Genomic DNA, 25,972 nt, shown 5'->3' with positions numbered 1-25,972 from the left:
CGCGACCGAAACGGTGTGACTCATGAGTTCGTACGGCGACCCCAACGCCGGCTATGGGCGTGCCCAGGTGCCCCGCAGCGACGGCTACGGTTACGAGTACGACGACTACGACGAGGCACCGCCACCGCCACCGCGCCGGGAACCCGTGCAGCAGTGGCCGGACAACGGCGGTGGCTACGGCGTCGGCAGCGGCTACGAGGGTGGCGGCGGCTATGACGCTCCCCCCGGTGGCGGCTATGACGGTGGCGGCTATCCCCCGCCGCCGCCCGTCCGCGCCAGTGGCAGCGCCGCCGTGGGCTCCGCCTCGGTCGGTCGCGCCACCGTCGGCCGGGCCGCAGTCGTGGGGTCAGCCAGCGTGCCGACCGTGGGCGGTCGCGCCCGGGTCCGTCCGGCCGGTCCCGCCGACGACCTCGACTTCGACCCGCTCGGCGGACCGGGCGGCGATGACGGAGCCGACGGCCCCGGTGGCCCGCCCGGCACCGGCGGTCGCTCGCGCAAGGGCGGCAGCAGCAGCGCCAAGCCCGCCACCGCGACGAGCAAGAAGCGCAAGCGGCGCAAGATCCTGCTCGCCTCCTTCGCCGCGGTCATCATCCTCATGGGCACGGGTGCCATCGCCGGCACCTACTTCTTTGACAGCGTCGATGCGATCACGCCCGACAAGCTGCCGAACCAGCAGGTCACGGCGGTCTATGCGGCCGACGGCAAGACCCAGCTGGCCCAGCTCGGTGCCGAGAACCGCATCGCGGTCGACGTCACGAAGCTCAAGCCCGAGGTCCAGCACGCGCTGATCGCCGGTGAGGACAAGAACTTCTACAACCACCACGGCGTCGACTTCGCGGGCATCGCCCGTGCCGCCTGGAACAACATCACCAGCAGCGACACGCAGGGTGCATCGACGATCACCCAGCAGTACGTCAAGTTCGCCACGCAGGACATGGACATCTCCTACGGCCGCAAGCTGCGCGAGGCGGTGCTGGCGCGCAAGCTCGAGGACAAGTACACCAAGGATCAGATCCTCGGCTTCTACCTCAACACGATCCCGTTCGGCCGGGGCGCCATCGGTGTGGAGAAGGCGGCTCAGGCGTACTTCGACCACGGCGCGGACAAGCTGACGGTCGAGGAGGCGGCGATCCTCGGCTCGGTCATCAAGCAGCCCTTCAGCCCGGACGGCTCGGGCAGCCCCTATGACCCCGAGGTCAACCTCGGCGAGGCCACGACCCGCTGGAACTACGTGCTCGACATGATGGTCGCCGCGAACTGGATGGACTCGGCGACCCGCCAGGCAGCCGTCTACCCCAAGACGTGGAAGCCGAAGAGCAAGAACGCGAGCACCGCGGAGTGGGGCATCAACGGCCCCGGCCCGTCCGGCATGGTCACCGGCAACGTGCTGAACTACGTCTACTCCGAGCTCGCCGCCTGGGGAATCACCTCGGAGATGGTGAAGACCGGCGGCTACAAGATCATCACGACGATCGACCCGAAGATCCAGGCCGCTGCCGAGGCTCAGGCCCGTCGTGCGGTGAAGAACTCGGTGATCTCGAAGACGAAGCCCACCGTCATGGCGGCCATCGTGGCGATCAACCCCGCCAACGGCCGGGTCCTCGCCTACTACGGCGGCGAGGAGGGCACCGGTCACGACTACGCCGGACGCAACATCGAGAACGGCGTACCGACCGGTGGACACCCGCCGGGCTCGTCGATGAAGCCGTACACCCTCGCGGCGGCGCTCCAGGCCAACTACTCGCTGGAGTCGCGCTGGCTCGCCAAGCCGGGCAAGTACTACACCTACAACGTGCAGAACGCCGGTCGCAAGACCACGGTCTGCGACGACTACTGCACGCTCGAGACGTCGCTGGTCCAGTCCTACAACGTGCCCTTCATCCACGTGGCCAAGGCGGTCGGCGTCGACAAGGTCGTGGACATGGCGCACAAGGCGGGCGTCACGATGATCTGGGGTCTCGACCCGAAGACGAGCATGCCGGCGCCGGTCGACATCACCAAGCCGGAGAACATCGAGAACGCCCGCAACAAGGGCATCGACCTCCCGGTCGGCTACGGCCAGTACGGCATCACCGTCCTCGACCACGCGAGTGGCATGGCGACCTTCGCCGCAGGCGGCATCTACAACAAGCCGCACTTCGTGGTCCGCGTCGAGAAGCGCAATCCCAACAAGAACGGCGCGTTCGAGGCGGTGCCGGGTGCCGGTGCCAAGGAGAAGGGCGAGCAGACCATCCCCGCCGGGATCGCCGCCGACGTGACATACGCGATGGAGAAGGTCACCGCCTCGCACAGCTGGTCGATCGACGGTGGTCGGGACACGGCCTCGAAGACCGGTACCTGGGAGCTCAACAGCAAGAGCAGCGGCAACGGCCACGCCTGGGTCGTCGGCTTCACCAAACAGATCGCGGTCGCGGTCTGGGTCGGCAACGCCGGCAAGGAAGTGACGCTGGAATACACCAACGGCACGGACATCAACAGCGGTAACGCGCCGGCCGACATCTGGAACAAGTTCCTCGACACCGCCACCAAGGGGCAGAAGAGGGAGACGTTCCCGGGTGAGGCCGGAGTCGGCTCCGACCAGGGCGGCAACGGCGTCTCGCCGACCCCGTCGGCACCCGTCCAGGGCTGCCTGCCGCTGCTCCCCTGCCCCGGCAACTCCGACAACCCCGGCGGCGGCGGTGGTCCCGGCGGTCAGAACAGCCCGTCGCCGAGCGCGTCACCGTCCCGGTCACGGGGTCGCGGCTAGCGACACCCAGCACGTCACGTGAAGGGTCTGTCCAGGTTCCCTGGGCAGACCCTTCACCATATTCAGGGAAGATGACAGTATTCCTGGGGTTGCGGTCGATCCCTTCACCGCCACCGGGAACTGGCTGCCATGCTGCCGCCTGTCATGAGAAGGAGCCGGGCATGAGCTCAGATACGGGGACCGACGGGCGACGGCTCGTCGAGACCTCCGGTGGCATCGACGCGCCATCGAGGTCCGACGGATTCGTCGCCGGGCTGTCACAGGCAGTCGGCGGTCCGATGGGCGACCACGCCGTACCCGGCCGATGGTCTTCGCGGTTCTGGATCGCGGCCCGGATCATCATCGCGCTGACCTGCGCCACCCTGGCCCTGAGCTTCCTGCAGAAGTCGCCGTGCCGCAGCGGGGCGTGGGCCGACAGCCTGCAGTACACGAAGTTCTGCTACACCGACGTGCTCGCGCTCTACGGCGCGGAGGGGCTCAGCGACGGCAAGGTGCCCTACGTCGACACGGCCGTGGAGTACCCGGTGCTCACCGGAGCCTTCATGGGCCTGATCGGCCTGCCGGTGCACTCCTACGGCGTCGAGCACCCGGAGTTCAACCAGTACCAGGCCTTCTACGACATCACGGCGCTCGCGCTCTTCGGCTGCGCGATCGCGACCGTGGCGATGCTGCTCGCGATCCGGCGGCGCAGACCCTGGGATGTCGCGATGTTCGCCGTCTCCCCGGTGCTGCTGGTGACCGCCACGGTCAACTGGGACCTGCTGGCGATCGTCTTCGCCGTCGGCGGCATCTGGGCCTGGTCCAAACGCAATCCCGCCCTCGCCGGGCTGCTCATCGGGCTCGGTGCGGCGGCGAAGCTCTGGCCGGGCTTCCTTTTCGTGCCGCTCTTCGCGCTGGCGCTGCGCTCGCTGCACGGGAAGGGCATCTTCGCGGAGAGTCGGTCCCGCACGGCCTCCGTCCCGGGCGAACCCGAAGGTTCCACGCGCAACACCTATCTCGTCCTCGCCCGCGACATCTACTTCCGGGCTCGTCGAGGGCTGATCATCGCCTGGCGGTACGTCGTCGCCGTCAGCAGGCAGACCCGATCGTTCCTGCTCGCGGCGGTCACCGGAATCGGTGTGATCCTCGCCGCCAACGTGCCGGTGATGGTGACGCACTACGACAACTGGCACCGTTTCATCTCGCTCAACACCGAGCGCGCAGTCGACTGGGGCACCTTCTGGTATGTCGGGCGCTGGGCGGACGGCCTCTTCATGAGCGGCCAGCCCGGCGACCGGGGCCTGTTCCAGTGGCTCTCCGACAGCCTCAACAACCCCGACGACCGGCTGCTCAACGATGTGACGCTGGGCCTGTTCGTCATCGCGTGCATCGGCATCATCGCGCTGACCTACTTCGCACCGCAGGAGCCGCGCCTGGCGCAGCTCGCCTTCCTGGTCGTCGCGATCTTCCTGCTCTTCAACAAGGTCTGGTCGCAGCAGTTCACGCTGTGGCTGCTGCCGCTGATCGTGCTGGCCCGGCCGCGCTGGGGAGCTTTCCTCCTCTGGCAGGTCGCCGAGCTCGGCTATTTCCTCGCCTTCTACGGCGAGCTGCTCGGCGCGTCCGGCAAGTCGGTGATCCCCGAGGGCACCTTCATCATCGCGGCGACATTCCGCTGGGTCATGGTCGCCGCCCTCTGCGTGATGGTGGTCCGGGAGATCCTCAACCCCGAACTCGACGTGGTCCGACGAACACCGCGCTACGGGAAGTTACTCACGGTCTGACCCCGACATTGCAGCGGCGCCCCGAGAATTCTCGGGGCGCCGCTGCCATGTCGGAAGAACTCAGCCGAGCTTGAAGACCACCGCGTCGTCGCGCTCCTCGCGGTCGATGCCGAGCCCGTCACCGGTCGCGGTCAGCGCGTTCTCATAGGGCGAGCCGTTGGCGTAGCCCTTGAGCACGACCACCTCCTTGACCCCCAGCGAGCGCAGATATTCCACGCTGGCCTGGTCGGGGAAGGTCTTGGCGACCTCGCGCACCTGGCTGAGGGTCGTCGGCGTGAAGCCGCTGCCCCCGTTGACGAGCTGCGGGAAGTGGTCGGTCGCCCAATACATGATGTTCTCGTCGTGCAGCTGGTCGCTCGGGAGGACCAGCGCCGGACCCTGGATCTGGGCGATCGACGGCGGCGCGGTCGGCACGAGCGGGAAGTCCAGCCGCTGGGCGCCCTCGACCAGCACCAGCGCCACCGGGATCAGCATCGCGATGGCGAGGACCGGGTGGCTGCGCGAGGTCACCCGATCCCGGGACACCTCCTTGGCGCGCTCGGCGAAGGCCGAGACGGCACCGGCGGCGAGCAGACCGAGCAGCAGCGTGGTCCACAGGACCAGGCGGCCCGGGGTCCGGATCGAGTCCCAGCCCGGCAGGATGTCGTAGAGGGTCATGTAGCCCGGACGGCCACCGAAGAACTTGGTCCCCATCGCCAGGATGATGCTGAGCACGACGCCGCCGAGGAGCAGCAGCCGGGTGCGCAGCGACCAGACCGAGTAGATCAGTCCGGCGACGGCGAGCCCGTAGAGCGCGAAGCCCGGCAGCAGGCTCATCTCACCGGCGGTCGGGCCGAGCGAGTCGCGGGCGACCTGGTGTGCGTCGCCCCACAGCCACGACTGGGCCGGTGCGGTGAAGAAGCCGAGGACGGGAGGCGAATACCACCCGACCTCCTCCTCGCCGCGCACCGCGTAGGGGTGCAGCTCGACGACCTTGAGGTAGGGCAGGGCCATCAGCAGGCCGGTGACGGCGAAGACGATGCCGCCGGCGACGTCGGCACCGAGCAGTTGGCGGCTGAACGCCTTGGCCCGGCCCCGGAAGCGCTGGGTCAGGTAGACCACCAGGCTCACCAGGACCACGCCGGCGAGCACGTAGGCGAAGGGCAGGCCGATGCCGAAGCCGAGGCTGATCTGCCAGGCCGCCACGAACCAGCCGGCCAGTGCCCAGCCGGGCTTGGCCCGCTCGGGTCGGTATCCGTCGCGCAGGGAGAAGCCGTGGCCGCGGGCGAGCATGGCGAGCGCGAGCGCGATGCCGCCGGTGGAGAGCACGTGCATGTGACCGGCCTGCGCCCATCGCCACGGTGCGAAGCCGAAGGCGGCGGCGGTGACGGCGGCACCGGTGATCCGGGCGCCGAGCTGGCGGGCCAGGGCGTATGCGCCGAAGAAGGCGAGCGCGTGCAGCAGGAAGAACATGACGTTGTAGCGCACCAGCGCCGCGACCGGACCGTCACCGATCATCCCGATCGGGAAGTAGCCGAACAGGGTGTCGGAGAAGGCGAAACTGTACTGCTCCGGGAAGAACGTGTTGGAGCTCCAGAGCTGACCGGGATCGGTCTTCATCGCATGCCCCGACCAGGCCATCTGCCAGGTCTGAAGGGTCGGGTCCCAGATGTCGGTGGGGATGGTGTGCCGCGGGTATTTCAGCGTCGGCCAGGTCATCACCGCCGCGATCGCCAGCGAGATGCTCGCCGCGATGGTCCACTCGTGGCTCAGCACGCGACCGGTGCGGCGCAGGATGCGCTGCCAGCGGGTCGGCTGCTCCGGGGTGACGCTCGCGAAGGCGACGAACGGATCCGACTCCGCCGACTCGTCCGCAGGCGCGTCGGAGTCGGCCGCCTGGGCTCGGGCCGCCTCCTCCTCGGTCGCCGGGGTCGCCCCCGGCAGCGCTGGGTCGCCCGTCGTTGGTGCTGGTTCGCCCTCAGGGGCAACCGGCTGGTCGCGCATCTCCGCCTCCGTCACTGTGCGAGCCGCTCGCGCAGATAGGCGATGTCGGCCGACTGCCCCTCGGTGCCGCCCGGTGTCTCCACCACGGCGGGGCAACCGGCCGCGCGAATCACTGCGGCGACCAGGTCGGGATCGATGGTCCCGGAAGCGAAATTGTCATGTCTGTCGCGGCCTGAGTCAAAGTCGTCCCGGGAACTGTTGGCGTGAACGAGATCGATGCGTCCCGTTATCGCCTTGACCCGGTCGACGATGTCGAGCAGGTCCTCGCCGCCGGCCCAGGCGTGACAGGTGTCGAGGCAGAAGCCGACGTCGAACTCGCCGACCGAGTCCCACAGGCGCGCCAGCGCGTCGAACCGCCGGGCGCAGGCGTTGTCGCCACCGGCAGTGTTCTCGATCAGGACTCGGGTGGCGAAACCGCCCTGCTCGGCCGCGTAGGCGAAGGTCTTGCGCCAGTTGTCGAAGCCGATCGCGAGGTCCTCGCCGCTGCCGACGTGTCCACCATGGACGATGAGCCCGGTCGCACCGACCGTCGCCGCGGCGGTCGCGTGCGCCAGCAGCAGCTTGCGGCTCGGGATCCGGATGCGGTTGTTGGTCGTCGCCACGTTGAGCACGTAGGGCGAGTGGATGAAGATCTCCGTGTCTGCCGCGATCAGGGCGGCCGCGTCGACGCGGGGCTCCGGCGCCTTCCAGCCCTGCGGGTCGGCGAGGAAGAACTGCACGACCTCGGCGCCCCGCTCTGCAGCGGCTGCCAACGGGTCAACGGGGTCGACGTGTGCACCGATTCGCATGCAGGCCACCCTACCTGTGGGGGGTGACAGTGCACGCGTGTCCCAGATGAGCTGGTTTGCGCTCGGCGTGCGCATGTGTGACAGATGTGAGCGCGTCACTGGAGCAACGTAGGTGTCGTTGGACCCACCGGACTCCACGTCCGGCGCCTCGCCCCCGAGCGCACGATCGACTGAACCCTGTCGGGGGGACTCCACTCTCTGGGGAGCTGTTTCACATGCAGTGGTCATCACGACGACCTTGGCGACGGTACGCGGCGGAGGTCAGCACAGCGCTGCTCATCTCGCTGCCGTTGCTCGCCGGCTCGGCCTCGGCGAACCCGGAGGCCTCGCCTCAGGTCGACTTCGGCGGCGGCGGGCTGGGAATGCTGCTCTGCGGTTCGAAGCCGAGTGTCGGGACGATCTCCGTGCCCGCCCAGGCGAAGGTGATCTTCGTCAACAACCTCGGCCAGCGCGCCTCGCTGCAGATCGACGGCGAGGACGGCGGGCCGGTCGGCAACGGCGAGGCGGTCGAGGTCCAGTTCCACCGCGGTCCGGTCTCGGTGGCGATGGTGCCGGAGTGCCTGCTCAACCTGACGGGTGACTTCAAGCCGGTCACGGTGCAGGTCACGCCGCCCAAGACCCCACCGCGTACGCCGCCGCGCACCACGTCGCCCCGCCCGACCGCGGGACCGGCGAGCCCCGCCTCCGGCGGCGGCAACACCACGTCGCCCAAGCCCAACCAGTCCCGTCCGGGCACCACCCCGGCCGCGACCGCGGAGCCTGGCGTCGTTGATCCGACCGATCCGGACCTCACCGGCGACGACGAGCTCTTCCCGATCCCCCCGGACGGCGGTTCGCCGACGCCGGGTGCCGATGCGGCGACCACGACGACGACCGTGGTGAAGAACACCGACGGATCGATCGCGCTGCCGAGGAGCAGCAACCGCGACCGGGGCCCGATCGGACTGCTGGCAATTATTGCGACAGTGTGTGTCGTTGGTGTCGCTGCCGGGGCAATTCGGGCTATTATCACTCAGCGGGCAAGTCGGACTGAGTTCGCCTAGCTAACAAACCGGCGTAAGCTGGTATGCAAAACAGGCTCCGCGAGGCGCCTCTCATCCAACCTCGTCGGTGTGGTCGTTCCTCCCCAGGTCCCACCCAGTGAAGTGGATGAGAGTGCGCCTCGCGGCTTTTGGCGTACCCCCGCGATTGTGGTGAGAGTGACCCGCGACGACCGGTTTGGGTAGTCAGCGCGCGACGAGTATCCTGGCCAGGTTCGTGTCCAAGCGCCTGGGCCCATGCCCGGATCCGTCGGCACGAGCGACGCAGACCCTCCTGCCACGGATGGACCGTGGCCGTTAGCCCGTAGGAGGTGAGTACGTCTTGCGTCACTACGAAATCATGGTGATCCTCGACCCGTCTCTCGAGGAGCGCACCGTAGCCCCGTCTCTCGACACGTACCTCAACGTGATCCGGACGTCGGGTGGCTCAGTGGAGAAGCTGGACGTCTGGGGCCGTCGGCGCCTTTCGTTCGAGATCAACAAGAAGGCCGAGGGCATCTACGCCGTCATCGACCTGCAGGCCGAGCCTGCGGCCGTTGCCGAGCTGGACCGTCAGCTCCGACTCAACGAGTCGGTGCTGCGCACCAAGGTCATCCGTCCGGAAGCCCACTAGTTTCCGGTACGCCCGGACCGACGTTCTCGTGTTGTGTCGCAGGGGTATGACAACCTGACCGACAGAACATGCGAATGCCCGAGGAGAGGTCATGGCTGGAGAAACCACTATCACGGTCATCGGTAATTTGACCGATGACCCTGAGCTGCGCTTCACCCCGTCGGGTGCTGCCGTAGCCAAGTTCCGCATCGCTTCGACGCCGCGGAACCTGGACAAGGCCACCGGCGAATGGAAGGACGGCGAGCCGCTCTTCCTTGCCTGCTCGGTGTGGCGTCAGGTGGCGGAAAACGTCGCCGAGTCGCTGCAGCGAGGAGCTCGCGTCATCGTCTCCGGACGGCTGCGTCAGCGGTCGTATGAGACGCGTGAGGGCGAGAAGCGCACCGTCTACGAGTTGGAGGTCGACGAGATCGGCCCTTCGCTGCGCTATGCGACAGCGAAGGTGGCGAAGATGTCGCGTTCCGGCGGTGGCGGTTCAGGTGGCGGATTCGGCTCTGGCGGCGGTAACAGCTCCGGCGGTGGCGGCGGCGGTTTCGCCGACGACCCGTGGGCGACCGCTACTCCTGCCGGCGGCGGCGGTTCGGGTGGCAGCAACTTCGACGACGAGCCACCTTTCTAGACATCACTGGAGCACAGAGCAATGGCTAAGGCTGCCGCGCTTCGCAAGCCGAAGAAGAAGGTGAACCCCCTCGACAAGGACGGGGTCGCCTACATCGACTACAAGGACACCGCGCTGCTGCGCAAGTTCATCTCCGACCGCGGCAAGATCCGCGCGCGGCGGGTGACGGGTGTCACCACCCAGCAGCAGCGTCAGATCGCTCGCGCCGTCAAGAACGCGCGCGAGATGGCACTCCTGCCGTACACGAGCACCGGTCGCTGAGAGGAGGCACCACAATGAAGATCATTCTGACTCACGACGTGCCGAACCTGGGCACCCCCGGCGAGATCGTCGAGGTCAAGGACGGCTACGGCCGTAACTACCTGCTCCCGCAGGGTCTGGCCATCGGCTGGACCAAGGGCGCCGAGAAGCAGGTCGTGGCGATCAAGCGGGCCCGCCAGGCCCGCGAGGTCCGCGACCTGGGCCACGCGAACGAGATCAAGGCCAAGCTCGAGGGCCTCAAGGTCACGCTCACCGCGCGCGCCGGCACCGGCGGTCGCCTCTTCGGTTCGATCACTCCGACCGAGGTCGCGGAAGCGGTCAAGCTGGCCGGCGGGCCGGCGCTGGACAAGCGCCGTCTCGAGCTGCCGGGTCACATCAAGACGCTTGGCGGCTACCAGGTCGCGATCAAGCTGCACCCCGATGTGACGGCGAAGTTCAACCTGAACGTCGTCGGCTCGAAGTAGGCAAGACCCGTTTCGGTGGGCTGGTCGCAGTTGCGACCAGCCCACCGGCGTGTGTGGCGGCGTCAGCGGCGCAGGCCCTGTGCCAGGTCGATCGTGGTGATCAGCTCGTCGACCTTGCGATCGTTGAGCTCCTGGTTGGCCCGGTCCGCGATCGCCGCCAGATCCTGCAGGTTGGTCAGGCCGTACTTCGACGCCTTCAGCGCCTCGGCGAAGAACGCCGCGACGAAGGCGATCCGCAGGTGCGCATCGGCCGTGTCGAAGCTGCCGCGCAGGTCACCGGCCGAGATTGAGTCGTAGGTCTCGCTCGCCTGCCGCGTCCGCGGGTCCAGCCAACGCACCCGGACCTCGGCGACGCGGGCCGACGCGGCGACCTCGGGACGCAACCGCACGATGTAGAGCGCGGTCACCGAGTGGCCCGGCCCGACCTCGCCGCCGTCCACCCGGTCGTTGCGGAAGTTGCTGTCCGCGATCCGCCGGTCCTCATACCCCACCAGCCGGTACGCCTCCACGCTCGCCTGGTCGAAGGTCACCTGTGCCTTGGCGTCGAGGGCGCGTACGGAGAGGGTCGCGGGCAGCTTGTGGACGAAGACGTCGCGGGCCTGGGTCCGGTTGGCGACGTAGACCACGAAGCCGTCGCCCTTGTCGGCGAGCCGTTCCATCAGGCTGTCCCCGTACTGGCTGCCGACACCGACGCCGAGCAGCGCGATCTCCTTGTCGGCCTCCTCGCGGATCTTGCGGAGCATCGGGTCGGCCTTGGTGTTGCCCACGTTGGCGAGCCCGTCCGAGAGGATGATGACCCGGTTGGTGATGCCGCTGCGGAAGCCGTCACGCGCCACCCGGTACCCCTGAACGAGACCGCTCTCCAGATTGGTGCTGCCGCCGGCTTCGAGCGCGTCGATCGCCGTGTGTAGCTTCTCGCCGTCGGAGACCCTGGTCATCTCCCGGACCGTCGTGGCCTTGTCGTTGAAGGCGACGATGGCGACGGAGTCCGTCGGACGGAGCTCGTTGACGAGAGTGTGCAGGGCGTCCTGGACGAGATCGAGGCGGCCGGTCTCGGACATCGAGCCGGAGACGTCGATGACGAAGGTGAGCGCCGCGTCCTTGCGGCCCTCGGCGTCCTCTCCCCTGGTCGCGAGCCCGATCCGGAGCAGTCGCACGTCACTGGACTCGCCGGGATCGCGGTACGTCTTCGGCATCGCCGAGCCGTCCACATGCACGGCGAACCCGTCGCCGCGGGGCTGTGGATAACGGGCGTCGAAGGCGTTGACGAACTCCTCGGGCCTGACAGCCGCACGGTCCGGCCACTTCCCATCGGAGATCTGGCGGGCGGCGTAGGTGTAGGAGGCGGTGTCCACGTCGAGAGCGAAGGTCGACTGTGGATCGCGGCTCGCATCGGTCTCACCGCTGACCGCGGGCGGTGCGATGCCCTGTTCGGGCTGGTCATAGCTGTACTGGTTGCCTTCCTTGCCACCAGCGGGCGCGTTGACGGGGCCGGAGTCGTAGCCGCTGTCCGCGCCACAGCCGGCAACAGCAGCCAGCATGGTCGCGGCTAGCAGGACCGTGAAGCGTCTTGGTGCCATCGCTTGCTCCTTGAGATTCGAGGGGTCACTAACGCGCGTGCCAGGTGAGAGGGGGATCCCTCCACATCGGCTCCCGCCGTGTCCGGACCGCAATGTGACCAAGTCCGACTCGTGACCTTTCGAACGGGGGAAATGACCCACCATGATCGACACGCCAGAGATATTTCTTTTACGCACACCCTGTGTGTGAAGTTTTAACAGGTCAAAGCCTTGCGATCTTCCTGTCCCCAAGAGTTATCCACAGGCTGTGCACAGGGTTACACACACCCTGGGGCTGGTTATCCACACGTTTTCCCAAGACTTGTCCACCGGCCTGTTTGTGCTGGGGGCCCAACCTTCGTAACGTCAACGGACAGCCTCCCTCATTGCGCGGTGGTTGTCGCACACTTGTGCTAGTCATGGCTTCAGGGCAATCATTCAAGCGAACAAGGGTCCGGCGGCGACTGCGTCGTCCGGTTGAGGGGGAGCAGTGTGACTATCGGCGACGAGTTGCGAGAGCAAGGGCGGACGATCGCGCCCCGGCCGAACTCCGCCGACCAGCAGCCGGTGCCCCCCGCTGTCTACGATGGTCAGCCCAGCCCGGATCGCTCCCCCGCCAACTTCGAGAAGACTCCCCCGCAGGATGTCGCGGCGGAGCAGAGCGTCCTGGGCGGCATGCTCCTGAGCAAGGACGCGGTCGCCGATGTCGTCGAGATCCTGCGCACGAGCGACTTCTACCGCCCCGCCCACGCGACGATCTTCGACTCGATCCTCGACCTCTACGGACGGGGCGAGCCCGCCGACGCGGTCACGGTCGCCGCAGCACTCGATGCGGGCGGTGACCTGGCCCGGGTCGGCGGCGCGCCCTACCTGCACACGCTGCTCAACTCCGTGCCCACCGCGGCCAACGCCTCCTACTACGCACGGATCGTCGGCGAGCGGGCCATCCTGCGGCGGCTCGTCGAGGCCGGCACGAAGATCGTCCAGCTGGGCTACGGCTCGGCGGCCGGCACGGGGCGCGACGTCGACGACATCGTCGACCTCGCGCAGCAGGCGATCTATGACGTGACCGAGCGCCGGGTCAGCGAGGATTTCGCGGTCCTCTCCGACCTGCTGCAGCCGACGCTCGACGAGATCGAGGCGGTGGGGGCGACCGGCGGCGTGATGTCCGGCATCCCGACCGGCTTCCAGGACCTGGACCGGCTCCTCAACGGCCTCCACCCGGGTCAGTTGATCATCGTTGCCGGCCGTCCCGGGTTGGGCAAGTCGACCGCCGGAATGGATTTCGCGCGAAGTGCGTCACTTAAGCATAATTTGGCCAGCGCCATCTTCTCGCTGGAAATGTCCAAGGTCGAGATCGTCACGCGGCTGCTGAGCGCGGAGGCAAAGGTGCCGATGCACGTGCTGCGCTCCGGCCAGCTCTCCGACGACGACTGGACCAAGCTCGCGCGGCGGATGGGCGAGATCAGCGAGGCGCCGCTCTTCGTCGATGACACGCCCAACATGAACCTCATGGAGATCCGGGCCAAGGCACGTCGGCTCAAGCAGCGGCACGATCTCAAGCTGATCGTCGTCGACTATCTCCAGCTCATGACCTCGCCGAAGCGCGTGGAGAGCCGCCAGCAGGAGGTCGCCGACCTCTCCCGTGGCCTCAAGCTCCTGGCCAAGGAGGTCGAGTGTCCCGTGATCGCGGTGAGTCAGCTGAACCGTGGTCCCGAGCAGCGGACGGACAAGCGACCCATGCTGTCCGACCTGCGTGAGAGTGGATCGATTGAGCAGGATGCCGATGTCGTCATCCTCTTGCACCGTGACGACTACTACGACAAGGAGTCGCCGCGCGCGGGCGAGGCGGACTTCATCGTCGCCAAGCACCGTAACGGTCCGACCGACACGATCACCGTCGCAGCCCAGCTCCACATGTCCCGCTTCGTCGACATGGCGATCAGCTAGCGGTCCCAATCCAGGTCCTGAACGGCTGTGGCACCCCGCCGAAACGGGGTGCCACACACCGATCAGGGCTTGACCCGAGCCAGCCGCGCCCGCGTCGGGCCGTTCGGGGATGACCGCGGCGACGTCGAGGCGGCAGAGGCAGAAGCAGCAGCAGCCCGGTCCAGCCGGTCGAATGCCTGCCGGAAGACACTTCCCCAGGGCCCGGACGGCATCGTCCGTCGACTCGCCACGCTGAGCAGGTCCGGTGTGGCGGCGACACACTGGGCGCTCAGCTCGATCGTCAGCGACGTGACCGTCGCCTCGACGACGTATCCGGTACTCCGCCGCCGTGACGGCACAGCGCGGTACCAGCAGGCTGTCCCTCCGGACTCGTTGACGGCGAGCACCACCGGTCGCTGCTGTGGCAGTCCGCGTACACCGAGTGGGTCTCCGGACCAGGATGTGCTGATCACGTCTCCGGTGGCCGCGTCGAAGGCGATCACCGTCGCGTTGACCTGGACCCCGTCGCGCACGACTCGGACGGAGAGCTTCCGCTCCCGCCCTATCCGCTGGTCGGCGACGGTTGTCTGGCCCGCCTTCACCACGATCGGCGTCGTGGTGAGCCGTTGGGTGGCGCCGCCGTTCCACGCCGTCGCGGAGCCCTCCGATGCGGTGAGGAAGGGAATCGACCACGCATAGGGGCCAAGACCGTCGATCCGGTAGTCGCCCGACGCGTCCGAGCAGTTCCAGTCCCAGTTCCAGCCGTCCAGCGGCGGATCCGGGATCGGCCTCGGGCAGGCCCGAACCGGCGTACCGGTGTCGCGATCCGTGATGCGGCCGCTGATGCTGCCCGCCGGGTCTAGGCGGACGGTGATCGTGCTCTCGACGCCGGGCGTCAGGGTGATCCGCTGTGCTTGCCTGCTGTCGCCGACGCCGCCCGTCGCGCCGACCCACTGCGCGCCGTATCCGGCGGCGTAGGGCATGGCGAAGAGTTGGATCTCACCGGCCGGGAGCGAGCCCAGCACGATCGAGTCGTCCGTGCCGTCGCTCACGGTGTTGCAGGCGAACGCCAGCGCCTTGAGCTGAAGCGTCGGCGGCAGCACCATGACGCAGGCCGCCGGGTGGTAGCCGGGTTGCGCGCGGTCCTCGATGCGGACCTTCAGGCGGGCGGCCTTCGCCAGCCGCATCGTCACCACGTTGACCTCGCCCCGCTGGACGATCGTCGTGACGGGGTCGGGAGCCGCATGGCTGCCCGGCGGTGCGACCCCGAAGCTGCGGGACCCGGGAGCCAGGTCCGTGAAGCGATAGACGCCGTCCGGTCGATCGCAGAGCATGGTGATGCCGTTGCTGTTCACGCAGCCGCGGCTGATCGGCTGCCCGGTGCCGTCATCGACGACGTGCACCTCGACGGTGCCGAGGGGCAACAGGGTGTCGGTGACGGTGGTGACGCCGTCGGCGGTCACCTCGAAGAGCGTCGCCTGCTCCATAGGCGTTCCGCCGGGCACCCACTGCTCGGCGTGCGTGGCGTCGGAGAACGCCACCCGATAACGCCCCACCGGTACGCCGGCCAGCGTGCCCGTCACCGTCGAGCCCTTCCAGTCGCCCTCCACGCTGACCACCCGCATCGTCGCCGGAGCGAGCCCGTTGGCGATCGTGCCGGTGGCCCTGGCGAGCTTCAGGTCAGCGGTGATCGGCAGCGAGCCGCCGGTCCACCACCGTCCCATGAGGCTGGGCATGTTGAGGCTGCTGGTCGGCTGGTAGCCGGATGCCTGGGCGCGCAGGGAGAAGGTCCCGGTGCTGAAGGTGCCGTAGGTGCGGATCTCATAGTGCCCCTGATCGTCCGTGCAGCCCACGAGGTAGGCGGAGACGGTGGCGACGCAGGCACCCGCGACTGGCAGGCCGGTGGTCCGGTCGGTGACGGTCCCCTGGAAGACGAGGGTGGAGTCGGCGGCGAGGCCGGGATCCGCGGCGAGGCCGCCGAGGAGGACCGCTGTGGCGGCGATGCCGAGGATCCGGCGCAGGTGCCGTCTCATGATGCCGCCTTCATGCTGCTCGCGAGGGTGGTGGCGCAGTCCGGCGCCATGATGAGCGGGTCGATCCGGAGGGTCTCCCCCAGCGCCGCCTGGAAGGGCTGACCCGCATTGGAGAACCAGCAGGTGGTGGCTCCGACCGTGACTCTGAGCAGCACGGGTCCGGCGGGCAGGCCGCCGAGGTTGAACGGAGCCATGTAGGCGTTGACCTGCATCCAGGCGAGCTGCTTGCCCGCGGGGCTGACGGCGCCGATGCTCGCGTCGACGGGCCGACCGATACCGTCGCGGACCACCCCCTCGATCCGGCCGCCCGGCTGCAGTGTCAGGTCGACATCGGTCGCGCCGGGAGACGCGGAGGAGGTGACGGGGGCGTAGGCGCTGCCTCCGGTGGCGTCGAAGGCCCAGCGGTAGGCACCCAGACCGCTGATCGTGTACTCGCCGTCGGCGCAGGTGGTCTGGACGTACCCGTAATTGCTGAGCTCGGGGAGGTAGACGCAGCCGACGACCGGCTTGCCGGTGAACCGGTCGGTGAGGTGTCCGTGCAGGCTCTTCCCGGGCTGGAGCGAGATCGGCGGTCCAGCCGTGATCCGGCCGGGGGTGAGGGTGAAGACCCGGGCCTGCGCCGGATCGCCGACGCCGACATCAGGCCCACTGCCGGGTCCGACCCAGAGCGCGCCGAACGGTGCTGCCGGGACGAGTCCGAGCCGGATCGTGGGCACCCGCAGCGGGCCGATCGTCAGCAGGCCGTCGCTGCCGGAGCAGTACGCACCCGAGCTGCCCTCCATCGGGATGTTGGAGCACGTGAACGGGTGCGACTGCGGATCCGCCGCGCTGGAGATCGCCACCTGGAGCGCCGAGCCGAGTTCGACCGGGACCGTGACCTCCGTGGTGGTTCCGGCGGGGAGGGTCACCTCCTGCGTGGTCGCGAAGAGCGTCGGTGACTTCCCCACGGTGATCGTGAGCTTGCCTGGTACGAGGTCGGTGAAGGACCGCACCGCACCGCTGCCCACACAGGTCTTGCCGGGGACCGTGACACAGCCGTCCAGCACGGGTAGGCCGGTGACCCGGTCGACGAGGTGGACGTTGAGGGCCGCCGGTGCCGGGACCGTGATGTCCTCGGTGGTGGCGGCGCCGATGACGAGGTCGCGCTCGAACGAGCCGCCGCCGGTCGAGATCCGGTACCTGCCCGCCGGCATCCCGCCCGTGTCGTATCCGCCCATGGCGTCCGACCGGATCGTCCAGACCGGTGTGGTCAGCGGCGCTCGGGCGATGGTGATCGCGCGATCGGCGATGGGGGTACCGGCGCTGTCGAGGATGCGGCCCTTGAAGCTGCCGACGGCGCCCCACATCGGGACGTTGATGATGCGCCGCGAGCCGGCGGTGAGGATCACCGATGCCGCCGACGGGTAGTAGGGCGTACCGACCGTGCCGCTGTGCCACCGGACGATGCCGTTGACGGCCGTCCGCAGACGGTAGGTGCCGGGGGCGATGGAGATGTGGTAATCGCCCACCGCGTCGGCGCAGCCCTGGCCGGCGATGGTGGTCTCGGTGGTCAGGAGTTCTACGCAGGTGCCGGGCAGCGGGGCGTTGCCGCTCTCCGCGGTGACGACGCCGTAGACGAGTGCGGGTGCGGCGTCGGCGTTCGCCGATCCCGCCGTCAACAGGCCGATCATCATGCCGATGGAGCCGACGGCGGCGAGCCGTCGGCGGAGACGGTGATGCATGTGTGTCCTCCCCGTTCCCATGGGTTGCCCATGGAGAACGTGAGAATTTTATGATCGGCCAGAGCTGTCGAGAAGGTCCGTTCAGCTGATCGAGGCTGCCCCGAGCTGCCAGGTCAGGGCCGCGACGGCGAGCCCACCGAGGATGGTGATCGCGCCATAGGGGATTGCCCGGCGCCGGGGCAGCTCGGCGAGCTCGACGGCGAGGGTCGACCACGTGGTGAGCGCGCCGCAGAGCCCGGTGCCGAGCAGCGCCAGCAGCCACGTCGGCAGGTGTCCGCCGAGTCCGACGAGGAAGCCGAGCAGGCCCGCACCGGCGAGGTTGACCGTGAGAGTGCCCCACGGCAGCCGGCCGAGCAGTGCCCTGCTGACGAGGTAACGGACCACGGCGCCCGCTGCCCCGCCGAGCAGGACTAGGGCGAGGGTTGCCATCGGCGTACCAATCGATCTGCGAAGACGACGGCGGTGACCGCGCCGGTGACCGTGAGCACGACGTAGGTCGCGGCGAGCCCGGCGGGGAGCGCGCGGGCCTCGACCGTGAAGGTGGAGAAGGTCGTGAAGCCGCCGAGGATGCCGGTGCCGACGAAGGGCCGCAGCAGCGGATGGGTCTGCGGGCGCAGCGAGATCCAGGCGAGCAGAGCGCCGAGCGCGGCCGAGCCGATGATGTTGATCGCGAGGGTGGTCCAGGGGAAATGCGACGGCCAGAGCAGCGAGATCGCCCAGCGAAGCGCGCTGCCCAGCGCACCGCCGAGCGCGACCACCCTGATCATGTGCGTTCTCCCCACCGCAGCGCCGGGGCCCAGGCGAGCAACGCTACCGGATACATGAGATAGCCGAAGCGGGTGGCGGGCAGTAGCAGGATCGCGACGAGCAGGGCGACCCCGCTGACGACCGCGGCCTGCGCGGCGGTCCGCGGCGGTCGGCGCAGCAGCAGCACCCCGAAGGCGATCATCGCGGCGATGAGCAGCCCGATCGCGACCTGCCGACCGCCGGTGAGCTGCGTCGCGATGAGATGGCCGGGCAGCGGCGACCCGGCGGGCGAGGTGACCAGGGCGTGGCCGAGCGGGAAGCGCAGCACGTTCTCCACCACCGAGTCCACATTGAGCAGCAGCGACGGCACGAGCACCAGCAGCGGCATCCCCAGCGCGGCTATGAGAAAGGGCGCGATGTCGCGGCGCCGCCGGGCCAGGATCAGGGCGCCGATCACGACGGCGACCGGCAGCGCGATGAGCTTGAGGCACCCGGCGATGCCGATGATGACGCCGCTCGCGCCGACGTGCCCGGTCGCGCTCAGGGCAAGAGCCAGCAAACACAGCGTGAGTACGGGCACGTCGTCGCCCCCGGTCGCGAGCGTCAACGCGCACAGGGGCAGCACCGTGACACTCTGCAGCGCCAGCAGCGCCCGGGGGTGCACCGGTGCCAACCGCAGCGCCATCAGTGCGGTGGCGATCGCACCGGCCCCCACGAGCAGGAACATCACCCGCGCGTCGGCCCACCAGTCGGCGGGCCGCAGCGCGCGGGGCACCCCGAGCAGCGCCATCGCCGGTTGATAGGGCAGGTAGGCCAGGAGCCGCAACGACTCCGGCAACCCCGCGATGGTGTCCCGGTCGAGGTAGGGCGTGCCGAGTTCGAGGAGTCGCCGCCCGGCTGCCTCGATGACCGGCACCTCCTCCTGCGCCCGGCCCGAGCGTCCGGTGGCCCGCTGCACCGCCTCGATGACGAGCGGCAGCAGCATGGTGCTGGCGACCGTGACCCCCAGCAGCGCAGCCCGCAGCCGCAGTGATCCCCGCCGGAACACGATGGCGGCAGCGGCGACGACCGCCGCACCGAGGTAGCCCCAGAACGCGACGGATCCCCAGTGCCGGTGCGGCGTGAGTGTGGAGAGGTGCCAGGTGAGCAGCGCGAAGAGCGCCGAGCTGGAGTAGAGCGCGAGGTCGGCGAGCCAACCGGGCGCGAAGCGTTGCCACACCCTGGCAGTGTGCTCCGCTTATGCCCCAATTTAGGACGAAACGCCGCCCTAGCGTGGACCGCGGGTGAAGGTACGCCGGCTGCGGGCGATCGGCACCACCGCGCCCGAACCGTGCAGCGGCTCGGCGAAGGGGCCGCGCAGCAGCGCACCGGCGAACTTCTCCCCCGACATCGGCCGGGCGAAGAGGTGGCCCTGACCCGCCGCGCACCCGAGCGACCACAGCGTCTGGCGCTGGTCGATCCGCTCGACTCCCTCGGCGACGACGAGCAGGCCCAGGCTCCGACCGAGCTCCACAGTGGAGCGCACCACCACGGCGGACTCGGAGGCCGAATCCATCGCGGCGACGAAGCTGCGGTCGATCTTCAGCTCGGCGACCGGGACCCGGGACAGGGCGGAGAGCGAGGAGAAGCCGGTGCCGAAGTCGTCGAGGGCTAGCTTGACGTCGAGGTTGTGCAGCTCCTCCAGGACCTGGTCGACGACATCGAGGTGGCTCAGCGTGATCGACTCGGTGAGCTCGATGATCAGCGTGCCGGCCGGCAGCCGGTGCGAGTCGAGCACATCGGCGACGAGGGCGGGGAACCGCTTGTCGAGCAGGGAGCGCGGCGAGACGTTGACCGCGACCGGGCACGGCGTCCCGGCGGCGATCCATTGCCCGGCGGCGGTGAGCGCCTGGTCGAGGATCGCCTCGGTGAAGGCGTTGAGCTGCCCGGACCGCTCGACCGTCTCCAGGAAACGGCGCGGGTCGAGGTAACCCCGGTCCGGGTGGTGCCAGCGCGCGAGCGCCTCGGCCCCGATCGTGACGCCGCTGCCCAGGTCGACGATGGGCTGGTAGTCCAGGGCGAACTCGCGCGCGGCGACCGCCCGGGGCAGCTCGCCGCCCATCTCCAGCCGGGTCAGGTCGGCCGTGTCGAGCGCCTTGGCATAGGCGACGAGCCGCTCACCGGCCTTCTTCGCCTCGTACATCGCGATGTCGGCGCGGCGCTGCAGCTCTCCGATGTCGCCATCGGACGGTGCCACCGCGATGCCGCCGTGCGGGGTGATCGTGAGGGGCGTGCCGTTGATGTCGAGCGGCTCGGCGACGGCGGCGAGCAGCGACCTGGCCCGGTGCGCGGCGAGTGCCGGTGCCCGCAGCGCGGTGAAGAGCACCGCGAACTCGTCGCCGCCCAGCCGCGCCACGAGCGTGTCGTCGCCCGCCTTGTCGGTCAGCCGCCGGGCGATCTCGATCAGGACGCGGTCGCCGATGGGGTGGCCGAGCGCGTCGTTGATCTCCTTGAAGTGGTGGATGTCGAGCACGAGCAGCGCGATCGTGCTGGAGGAGCCCCGCCCGCGCAGCGTCTCGGCGCCGAGCTCGGAGAGGCGCCGCCGGTTGGCGAGGCCGGTGAGCGGGTCGTGCGCCGCGTCGTAGGCGTTGCGCTCGGCGAGCCGGGCGAGCTCCATGTAGGCCGACGCGTTGCGGATCGCCGTGGCGAGCGCGGCCGCGAAGGTCCGCAGCAGGAACCGCTCGCGCTCGGAGAGCACCATCGCGGTCGGGTAGTGCATGCGGAGCTGGCCGACATCGAGCCCGCCGCGCTGGCCCTCCAGCCGGACCGCGACGGCATGGCCGGGCGGGATGGCGAGAACGGCGGTCGGCTCGGCGCCCTCGAAGATGCCGATCGAGTCACCGGCGATGGTGCGCCGATCGCCGTCGAGCCGCACGTCGAGCTCGACCCGCTCGGCGCCGAAGAGCATGGCGCACTGGCGGATCGCGGTCTCCAGCACGCTCTCCAGCCGCACGTCGTTGAGCGCGTCGGTGGCTGCGGCGAGCTGCTGCCAGGCGATCCGCTCGGCGCGGGCGCGAGCCCGGTTGAGCTGGACCAGGTGCAGCGCGAGCACGAGCGGCGGGACGGCGATGATGAGCCGGGCGTCGGTCTTGATGATGTAGAGCGCGAAGACCGCGACGCCGAAACGGATGGCGAGCGAGCCGAGCCGCTGGCCGGGGTTGGCCCGGATCAGCTCGAGGAACTGCTTGCGGCTGTCGAGCGAGATGACGAGCGTGGAGATCAGGTCGTCGAAGACGGCGGCGATGCAGAACGCGATGGCGAGCGACGCGATGTGCTCGGTCGGGTTGGGCTGCGGCTCGATCACCTCGGGCGCGATCCCGGCGACGATCAGGGTGACGCCGGTGATGCCGGCGACGATGATCTCCTTGCCGACGGCGAAGGCGACCTTGATCGGGCTGCGCCGCTGGGCCAGCTTGGTGACGCCGACGCCGACCAGGGTGCAGAGGATGACCCAGTGGATCGGCACGACCGCCACGCCGACGAGCAGCGTGGAGTCGGTCCAGGAGATGCCGATGTGCCGGGTCAGCCGCACGATGACATAGCCGCCGAGCCCGATGAGCAGGACCAGACCGCCGAGGGCCAGCGGGTTGTCGACCGGGTGCGTGATCGCCTCGCCCGCCGCGAGGATGACTTCGATTCCCGCCACAAACGCGACGAGACCGATGAGCAGCCGGAGCCGCGGATCGGTCTCGCGTGATCTATCGGGACGGGCCGTCATGTGCGACTCCTTCTGTCGCGCCCCCGAGGGGGTTGCGGTCCCGTCAGCCTACTGAAGAGGCAACGTTGCTGAAATGTCAGAGCCATTCGATGCTACGCATTGCCGCCTCCTCGTTAGGTGTTGCCGTGGTGACTGTGCCGAGCGTATTGTTCGGCGGACCTATTTTGCACCAGCTCATCCGCCATTAGCAAGGATTGTCCGAAATATCACTATATGTGACTACGTGATTACTCCGTGTTGCTATTCAGGGTCCTCCTTCACGCTCTGCAACGCCATTCGATCGTTGGAATATCGTGGATGGTGAGTTATGACGGGTCGGGGTGGAAAGAGCCCGTTGGTGGGCGATTAGGCTGCTGATATGGCTAGCGAACTGACCCACGTCGACGCGACGGGCGCAGCCCGAATGGTCGATGTCTCGGGCAAGAATGTCTCGATAAGAGTGGCGGTTGCCGCAGGCGAAGTGCGTACGACTATTCATGTTCTTAACTTGCTTCGAGCTGATGGACTGCCCAAGGGCGACGCGCTCGGGGTGGCCCGGCTCGCGGGGGTCATGGCGGCCAAGCGGACCCCCGATCTGGTCCCGCTCTGCCACCCGATCGCCATCCACGGCGTGACGGTGGAGCTGGTGCCGCGCGAGTCGAGCGTCGAGATCACCGCCACGGTGAAGACCGCTGATCGGACCGGAGTGGAGATGGAAGCGCTGACCTGCGTCGCGGTCGCCGGTCTCACCCTGATCGACATGATCAAGGCGGTCGACCCGGCGGCGACGATCAACGATGTGCGCGTGCTGCGCAAGGAGGGCGGCAAGACCGGGCTCTGGACCAGATCGGCCGAGGCGCACCCGACCGCCGTCGAGGAGGAGGTCGAGCAGCCGCCGCTGAGCGCGCGGGTCATCGTCGCTTCCACCCGGGCGGCGAGTGGCGTATACATCGACCGCAGTGGACCTATCCTGGTGGATGGTCTGCGAGCATTGGGCTGTGAAGTCGCAGACCCCGTTGTCGTCGCCGATGGCGAGCCGGTCAGAGCGGCATTGCTGGCCGCACTCGCCGAGCGAGTGGACGTCATCGTCACCTCCGGTGGTACGGGAATCTCACCCACAGACCACACGCCGGAGGTTACCCGCGAGTTTCTTGATCGCGAGATTCCTGGCATAGCCGAGGCGCTGCGCGGATCCGGTCCGGCCACGGCCGCCCTGTCGCGTGGCCTCGCCGGTGTCGCCGGCGATACGTTCGTGGTGAACCTGCCGGGATCCACCGGTGGGGCGAGGGATGGATTAGTTCTCCTCGGCAAGGTGTTGCGGCACGTGGTGGATCAGATTCGTGGAGGAGATCATTCATGAGCGGCGGGGAGATGCCTGTTGACTGGGCGAGCGCGCGGGCCACGGTGCATGACGCCGCGACAGCCGTGGCGGTGCCCGCGGTGGCTGTCCCGCTGGAGCGGGCCGACGGGCTGACGCTCGCCGAGGGGCTCGTTGCGCGTACCCCGCTGCCTGCCTTTGCGACCTCGAGCGTGGATGGGTGGGCCGGGCGCGGACCTCAGCCGTGGCGGATCGTCGGCCGGGTCCTGGCCGGTTCGGCCGCGCCGGACCTCGCGGCCGCGTCGACCGCGGTCGAGATCGCGACCGGGGCGATGGTCCCGGCCGGCACCGAGGCGATCCTGCGCACCGAGCACGGCACGCTCGACGGCGAGTTCGTCAGCGGTGCGCCCAGGGGCGAGGCGGAGTGGCGGCTGCCCGGGGACGAGGCCGACCTCGGCGAGGTGCTCTTCGCACCCGGCGTGCGGGTCTCCCCCGGCCTCATCGGGCTCGCGGCGAGCTGCGGCTATGACGAGCTGATCGTGCGCGAGCGGCCGGTCGCGACCGTGCTCGTCTTCGGCGACGAGCTGCTCGACACCGGCCTGCCCGGCGAGGGCCGGGTCCGCGACGCGCTCGGCCCGTCGCTGCCCGCCGCCCTGCGCCGGCTCGGTGCCGAGTGCGACGGCTACCAGCGGGTCGAGGACACGCTCGCCGCGCACGTCAAGGCACTGCAGACCGCGGCCGCGAGCGGTGCGGCACTGATCTGCACCACCGGCGGCACGATGAACGGACCGGTCGACCACCTGCACCCGGCTCTCGCCGAGCTCGGCGCGACCTACGTCGTCAACACCGTCGCGGTGCGCCCCGGCTTCCCGATGCTCGTCGCCGAACTGCCGAGCGGCCAGCTCATCGCCGGGCTGCCGGGCAACCCCCAGTCGGCGATGGTCGCCCTGGTCAGCCTCGTCGCGCCGCTCGTCGCCGGACTCACCGGCCGGAAGATCCCGGCGCCGCGGCGGGTCATCCTGGGCGCGCCCGTCTCCGGCCGCGGTGCCTTCACCCACCTCGCCCTGGTACGCATAGATGAGCGAGACGGCCTCGCCCGGCCCGTGGAGCACGTAGGCTCATCGATGTTGCGAGGGCTCGCCGGTGCCACCGGATTCGCCGTCATCCCGCCCGGCCGCTCGGCGAAGCCCGGCGACCTCGTCGACCTTGTGGAGCTGCCTTGATCGTCATCGCCAAGATAACCACGGACGCGCTCGACCCGGCGGAGCACGAGAAGGCGGTCGGCGATTCGCGTGCCGGTGCGGTCGTCTCCTTCGTCGGCATCGTCCGCGACCACGACCAGGGCCGGGCCGTCGTCTCGCTCTCCTACGAGGGCCATCCGACGGCCGAGGACGTGCTCTACGGCGTCGCGCGGGAGATCACCGCGGATCCGGCGATCATCGCGGTGGCGGTCTCGCACCGGGTCGGCCCGCTCAACATCGGCGACGTGGCACTCGTCGCCTCGGTCGCCTCGGCGCACCGGCAGGCGGCCTTCCTCTGCTGCGCTCAACTCGTGGACCGGGTCAAGGAGGTGCTCCCGATCTGGAAGCACCAGCTCTTCACCGACGGCACCGACGAGTGGGTCAACTGCCCGTGACTCCCGGCTAGGGGGCGTGTGGGACCGGGAGCGGGATGAGGATGAACCGTGCCTTCAGCCAGGGCAGCAGCGTCTTGTAGGCGGTGATCGTGTCCGGCTTGCCGTTGTCGTGCGACAGGATGATCGCGCCCGGCCGGGTCTGTGACTGGACCGCTCCGATGATGTGGTTGACCATCGACGAGCCGTGGCCGAACTTGGCCGACTCCCAGTCCCTCGGGTCGATCTTCCAGTAGATCGAGCGCATGCCGAGCGAGCCCGCGAGGTCCACCAGGTGCTTGGTGAAGTTGCCGCCGGGCGCCCGGAACCAGCTGATCGGCGCCCCGGGAACGATCTTGTGGATCTCGTCGTTTGTCTTGCCGAGGTCGTGGAGGATGTACTGGTCGGTGCGCTTCCGCAGGTCGAAGAGGTGCTGCCAGGAGTGGTTGCAGAGGGTGTGCCCCTCGGCCACGATCCGGCGCACCAGGTCCGGCCGGTCCCGGGCGCGGAAGCCGACCAGGCAGAAGGTCGCCTTGACGCCGCAGTTCTTGAGCAGGTCCAGGATCTTCGGCGTGTTGATCGGATCGGGGCCGTCGTCGAAGGTGAGCGCCACGCCCTGCGTACCGGTGCTGAGCAGCGATCCGCCCGGGCCGGTGCCGGTCGCGATCGGCTTGGTCGACGGCACGCCGGTGCGGCAGCCCACGACACCGATCTCGTTCTTGCCACCGGGGTTCGGCTTGCCGCTCGGCGAGGGAGAGCCGGTGGCGCCGGGGCTCGGGCTCGGCTCGCTCTCCGGCGACTGCGAAGGCTCCGGGGATGCCTCCGGCGACGTGCCCGGTGCCTCGGCGCTTCGGGTGGTGCCGGGTGTCGGAGTTCCCGCCGCCTCGTTGGCCGACTTCGCGCTGCAGGCGCCCGCGCCGGCCGCGAGGAGCAGCGCCAGCGAGACGCTGACCAGGGTCCGCATGCGCATGGTGGTCTCCGGGGGGTGAGACAAACGGCGGCGCATGCGGGGGATCGCATGCACCGCCGTCGAGAGTAGCGCTCTT

At 69.1% G+C, this 25,972-nt stretch carries 21 protein-coding genes; 11 read left to right on the top strand and 10 right to left on the bottom strand.

The annotated features are described in order from the left end of the window. The first annotated feature begins 22 nt into the window (after nt 1-22). Together F4553_RS21700 and F4553_RS41135 are read left to right on the top strand one after the other, a co-directional pair. The gene (locus F4553_RS21700) at nt 23-2,746 is read left to right on the top strand and encodes a transglycosylase domain-containing protein (protein WP_184838747.1); all 2,724 of its coding nucleotides are present in this window, start codon (nt 23-25) and stop codon (nt 2,744-2,746) included. 161 nt (nt 2,747-2,907) lie between these two features. Then, nucleotides 2,908-4,506, top strand: a complete 1,599-nt coding sequence (locus tag F4553_RS41135; protein ID WP_246466446.1) for a glycosyltransferase family 87 protein — start codon at nt 2,908-2,910, stop codon at nt 4,504-4,506. 60 nt (nt 4,507-4,566) lie between these two features. Here F4553_RS41135 and F4553_RS21690 read toward each other — a convergent pair whose 3' ends face one another. Both F4553_RS21690 and F4553_RS21685 read right to left on the bottom strand, forming a co-directional pair. Next, nucleotides 4,567-6,489 (bottom strand): hypothetical protein, encoded by a 1,923-nt coding sequence (locus F4553_RS21690; protein ID WP_184838745.1) that lies wholly within the window; start codon nt 6,487-6,489, stop codon nt 4,567-4,569. Between the two features lie 11 nt (nt 6,490-6,500). Beyond that, on the bottom strand, nt 6,501-7,277 hold the full coding sequence (locus F4553_RS21685; protein ID WP_184838743.1) for a deoxyribonuclease IV: 777 nt from the start codon (nt 7,275-7,277) through the stop codon (nt 6,501-6,503). A gap of 215 nt (nt 7,278-7,492) precedes the next feature. Between F4553_RS21685 and F4553_RS21680 the strand changes: the two genes are divergently transcribed. The 5 genes from F4553_RS21680 to rplI all read left to right on the top strand — a co-directional run bounded on the left by F4553_RS21680 (nt 7,493) and on the right by rplI (nt 10,271). Further along, entirely contained in the window at nt 7,493-8,320 is an 828-nt protein-coding gene (locus F4553_RS21680) for a hypothetical protein (protein WP_184838741.1), read from the top strand. 319 nt (nt 8,321-8,639) lie between these two features. Next, nucleotides 8,640-8,930, top strand: coding sequence for a 30S ribosomal protein S6 (gene rpsF, locus F4553_RS21675; protein WP_184838739.1), 291 nt, complete (start codon nt 8,640-8,642; stop codon nt 8,928-8,930). A 91-nt stretch (nt 8,931-9,021) separates the two neighbouring features. Next, on the top strand, nt 9,022-9,546 hold the full coding sequence (locus tag F4553_RS21670) for a single-stranded DNA-binding protein (protein ID WP_184838737.1): 525 nt from the start codon (nt 9,022-9,024) through the stop codon (nt 9,544-9,546). A gap of 21 nt (nt 9,547-9,567) precedes the next feature. Continuing rightward, nucleotides 9,568-9,807 carry a 30S ribosomal protein S18 gene (rpsR, locus tag F4553_RS21665; RefSeq protein ID WP_184838735.1) on the top strand — a complete coding sequence of 80 codons (240 nt, stop codon included), beginning with the start codon at nt 9,568-9,570 and terminating at the stop codon, nt 9,805-9,807. A gap of 14 nt (nt 9,808-9,821) precedes the next feature. Further along, nucleotides 9,822-10,271 (top strand): 50S ribosomal protein L9, encoded by a 450-nt coding sequence (rplI, locus tag F4553_RS21660; protein WP_184838733.1) that lies wholly within the window; start codon nt 9,822-9,824, stop codon nt 10,269-10,271. A 62-nt stretch (nt 10,272-10,333) separates the two neighbouring features. Here the strand turns inward: rplI and F4553_RS21655 are convergent, their stop codons facing one another. Beyond that, complete coding sequence (locus F4553_RS21655) at nt 10,334-11,851, bottom strand: vWA domain-containing protein (protein WP_184838731.1); 1,518 nt, start codon at nt 11,849-11,851, stop codon at nt 10,334-10,336. 546 nt (nt 11,852-12,397) lie between these two features. On the opposite strand from F4553_RS21655, the gene dnaB reads away from it, so the two are divergent. Continuing rightward, a complete protein-coding gene (gene dnaB / locus F4553_RS21650; RefSeq protein WP_184841023.1) occupies nt 12,398-13,780 on the top strand; it encodes a replicative DNA helicase in 1,383 nt (460 codons plus the stop codon). Nucleotides 13,781-13,842: 62 nt separating this feature from the next. Here dnaB and F4553_RS21645 read toward each other — a convergent pair whose 3' ends face one another. The 6 genes from F4553_RS21645 to F4553_RS21620 all read right to left on the bottom strand — a co-directional run bounded on the left by F4553_RS21645 (nt 13,843) and on the right by F4553_RS21620 (nt 22,017). Then, a complete protein-coding gene (locus tag F4553_RS21645) occupies nt 13,843-15,792 on the bottom strand; it encodes a peptidase associated/transthyretin-like domain-containing protein (RefSeq protein WP_184838729.1) in 1,950 nt (649 codons plus the stop codon). Then, entirely contained in the window at nt 15,789-17,513 is a 1,725-nt protein-coding gene (locus F4553_RS21640; RefSeq protein WP_184838727.1) for a carboxypeptidase-like regulatory domain-containing protein, read from the bottom strand. The genes F4553_RS21645 and F4553_RS21640 overlap by 4 nt, the downstream gene beginning before the upstream one ends. A gap of 81 nt (nt 17,514-17,594) precedes the next feature. Further along, nucleotides 17,595-17,942 carry a fluoride efflux transporter FluC gene (locus F4553_RS21635; RefSeq protein ID WP_184838725.1) on the bottom strand — a complete coding sequence of 116 codons (348 nt, stop codon included), beginning with the start codon at nt 17,940-17,942 and terminating at the stop codon, nt 17,595-17,597. Then, on the bottom strand, nt 17,924-18,280 hold the full coding sequence (locus F4553_RS21630; protein WP_184838723.1) for a fluoride efflux transporter FluC: 357 nt from the start codon (nt 18,278-18,280) through the stop codon (nt 17,924-17,926). The genes F4553_RS21635 and F4553_RS21630 overlap by 19 nt, the downstream gene beginning before the upstream one ends. Next, a complete protein-coding gene (locus F4553_RS42535; RefSeq protein WP_184838720.1) occupies nt 18,277-19,479 on the bottom strand; it encodes a glycosyltransferase 87 family protein in 1,203 nt (400 codons plus the stop codon). The genes F4553_RS21630 and F4553_RS42535 overlap by 4 nt, the downstream gene beginning before the upstream one ends. Before the next feature lie 48 nt (nt 19,480-19,527). Beyond that, on the bottom strand, nt 19,528-22,017 hold the full coding sequence (locus F4553_RS21620; RefSeq protein ID WP_184838718.1) for a putative bifunctional diguanylate cyclase/phosphodiesterase: 2,490 nt from the start codon (nt 22,015-22,017) through the stop codon (nt 19,528-19,530). Nucleotides 22,018-22,375: 358 nt separating this feature from the next. Between F4553_RS21620 and moaCB the strand changes: the two genes are divergently transcribed. The 3 genes from moaCB to F4553_RS21605 are packed head-to-tail and all read left to right on the top strand — an operon-like array spanning nt 22,376 to nt 24,950. After that, nucleotides 22,376-23,356, top strand: coding sequence for a bifunctional molybdenum cofactor biosynthesis protein MoaC/MoaB (moaCB, locus tag F4553_RS21615; protein WP_184838716.1), 981 nt, complete (start codon nt 22,376-22,378; stop codon nt 23,354-23,356). Next, on the top strand, nt 23,353-24,537 hold the full coding sequence (locus F4553_RS21610; RefSeq protein ID WP_376776237.1) for a molybdopterin molybdotransferase MoeA: 1,185 nt from the start codon (nt 23,353-23,355) through the stop codon (nt 24,535-24,537). The genes moaCB and F4553_RS21610 overlap by 4 nt, the downstream gene beginning before the upstream one ends. Continuing rightward, nucleotides 24,534-24,950, top strand: a complete 417-nt coding sequence (locus F4553_RS21605; RefSeq protein ID WP_221469968.1) for a molybdenum cofactor biosynthesis protein MoaE — start codon at nt 24,534-24,536, stop codon at nt 24,948-24,950. The genes F4553_RS21610 and F4553_RS21605 overlap by 4 nt, the downstream gene beginning before the upstream one ends. Before the next feature lie 7 nt (nt 24,951-24,957). Here F4553_RS21605 and F4553_RS41130 read toward each other — a convergent pair whose 3' ends face one another. After that, nucleotides 24,958-25,896 (bottom strand): polysaccharide deacetylase family protein, encoded by a 939-nt coding sequence (locus tag F4553_RS41130; protein ID WP_246466444.1) that lies wholly within the window; start codon nt 25,894-25,896, stop codon nt 24,958-24,960. Nucleotides 25,897-25,972: the final 76 nt, after the last annotated feature.

The sequence above is a fragment of the Allocatelliglobosispora scoriae genome (genome assembly GCF_014204945.1).
GTDB lineage: Bacteria > Actinomycetota > Actinomycetes > Mycobacteriales > Micromonosporaceae > Allocatelliglobosispora > Allocatelliglobosispora scoriae.
Note: the sequence above shows the minus strand (reverse complement) of the source record. Positions and strands in the feature narration are given on the sequence as shown.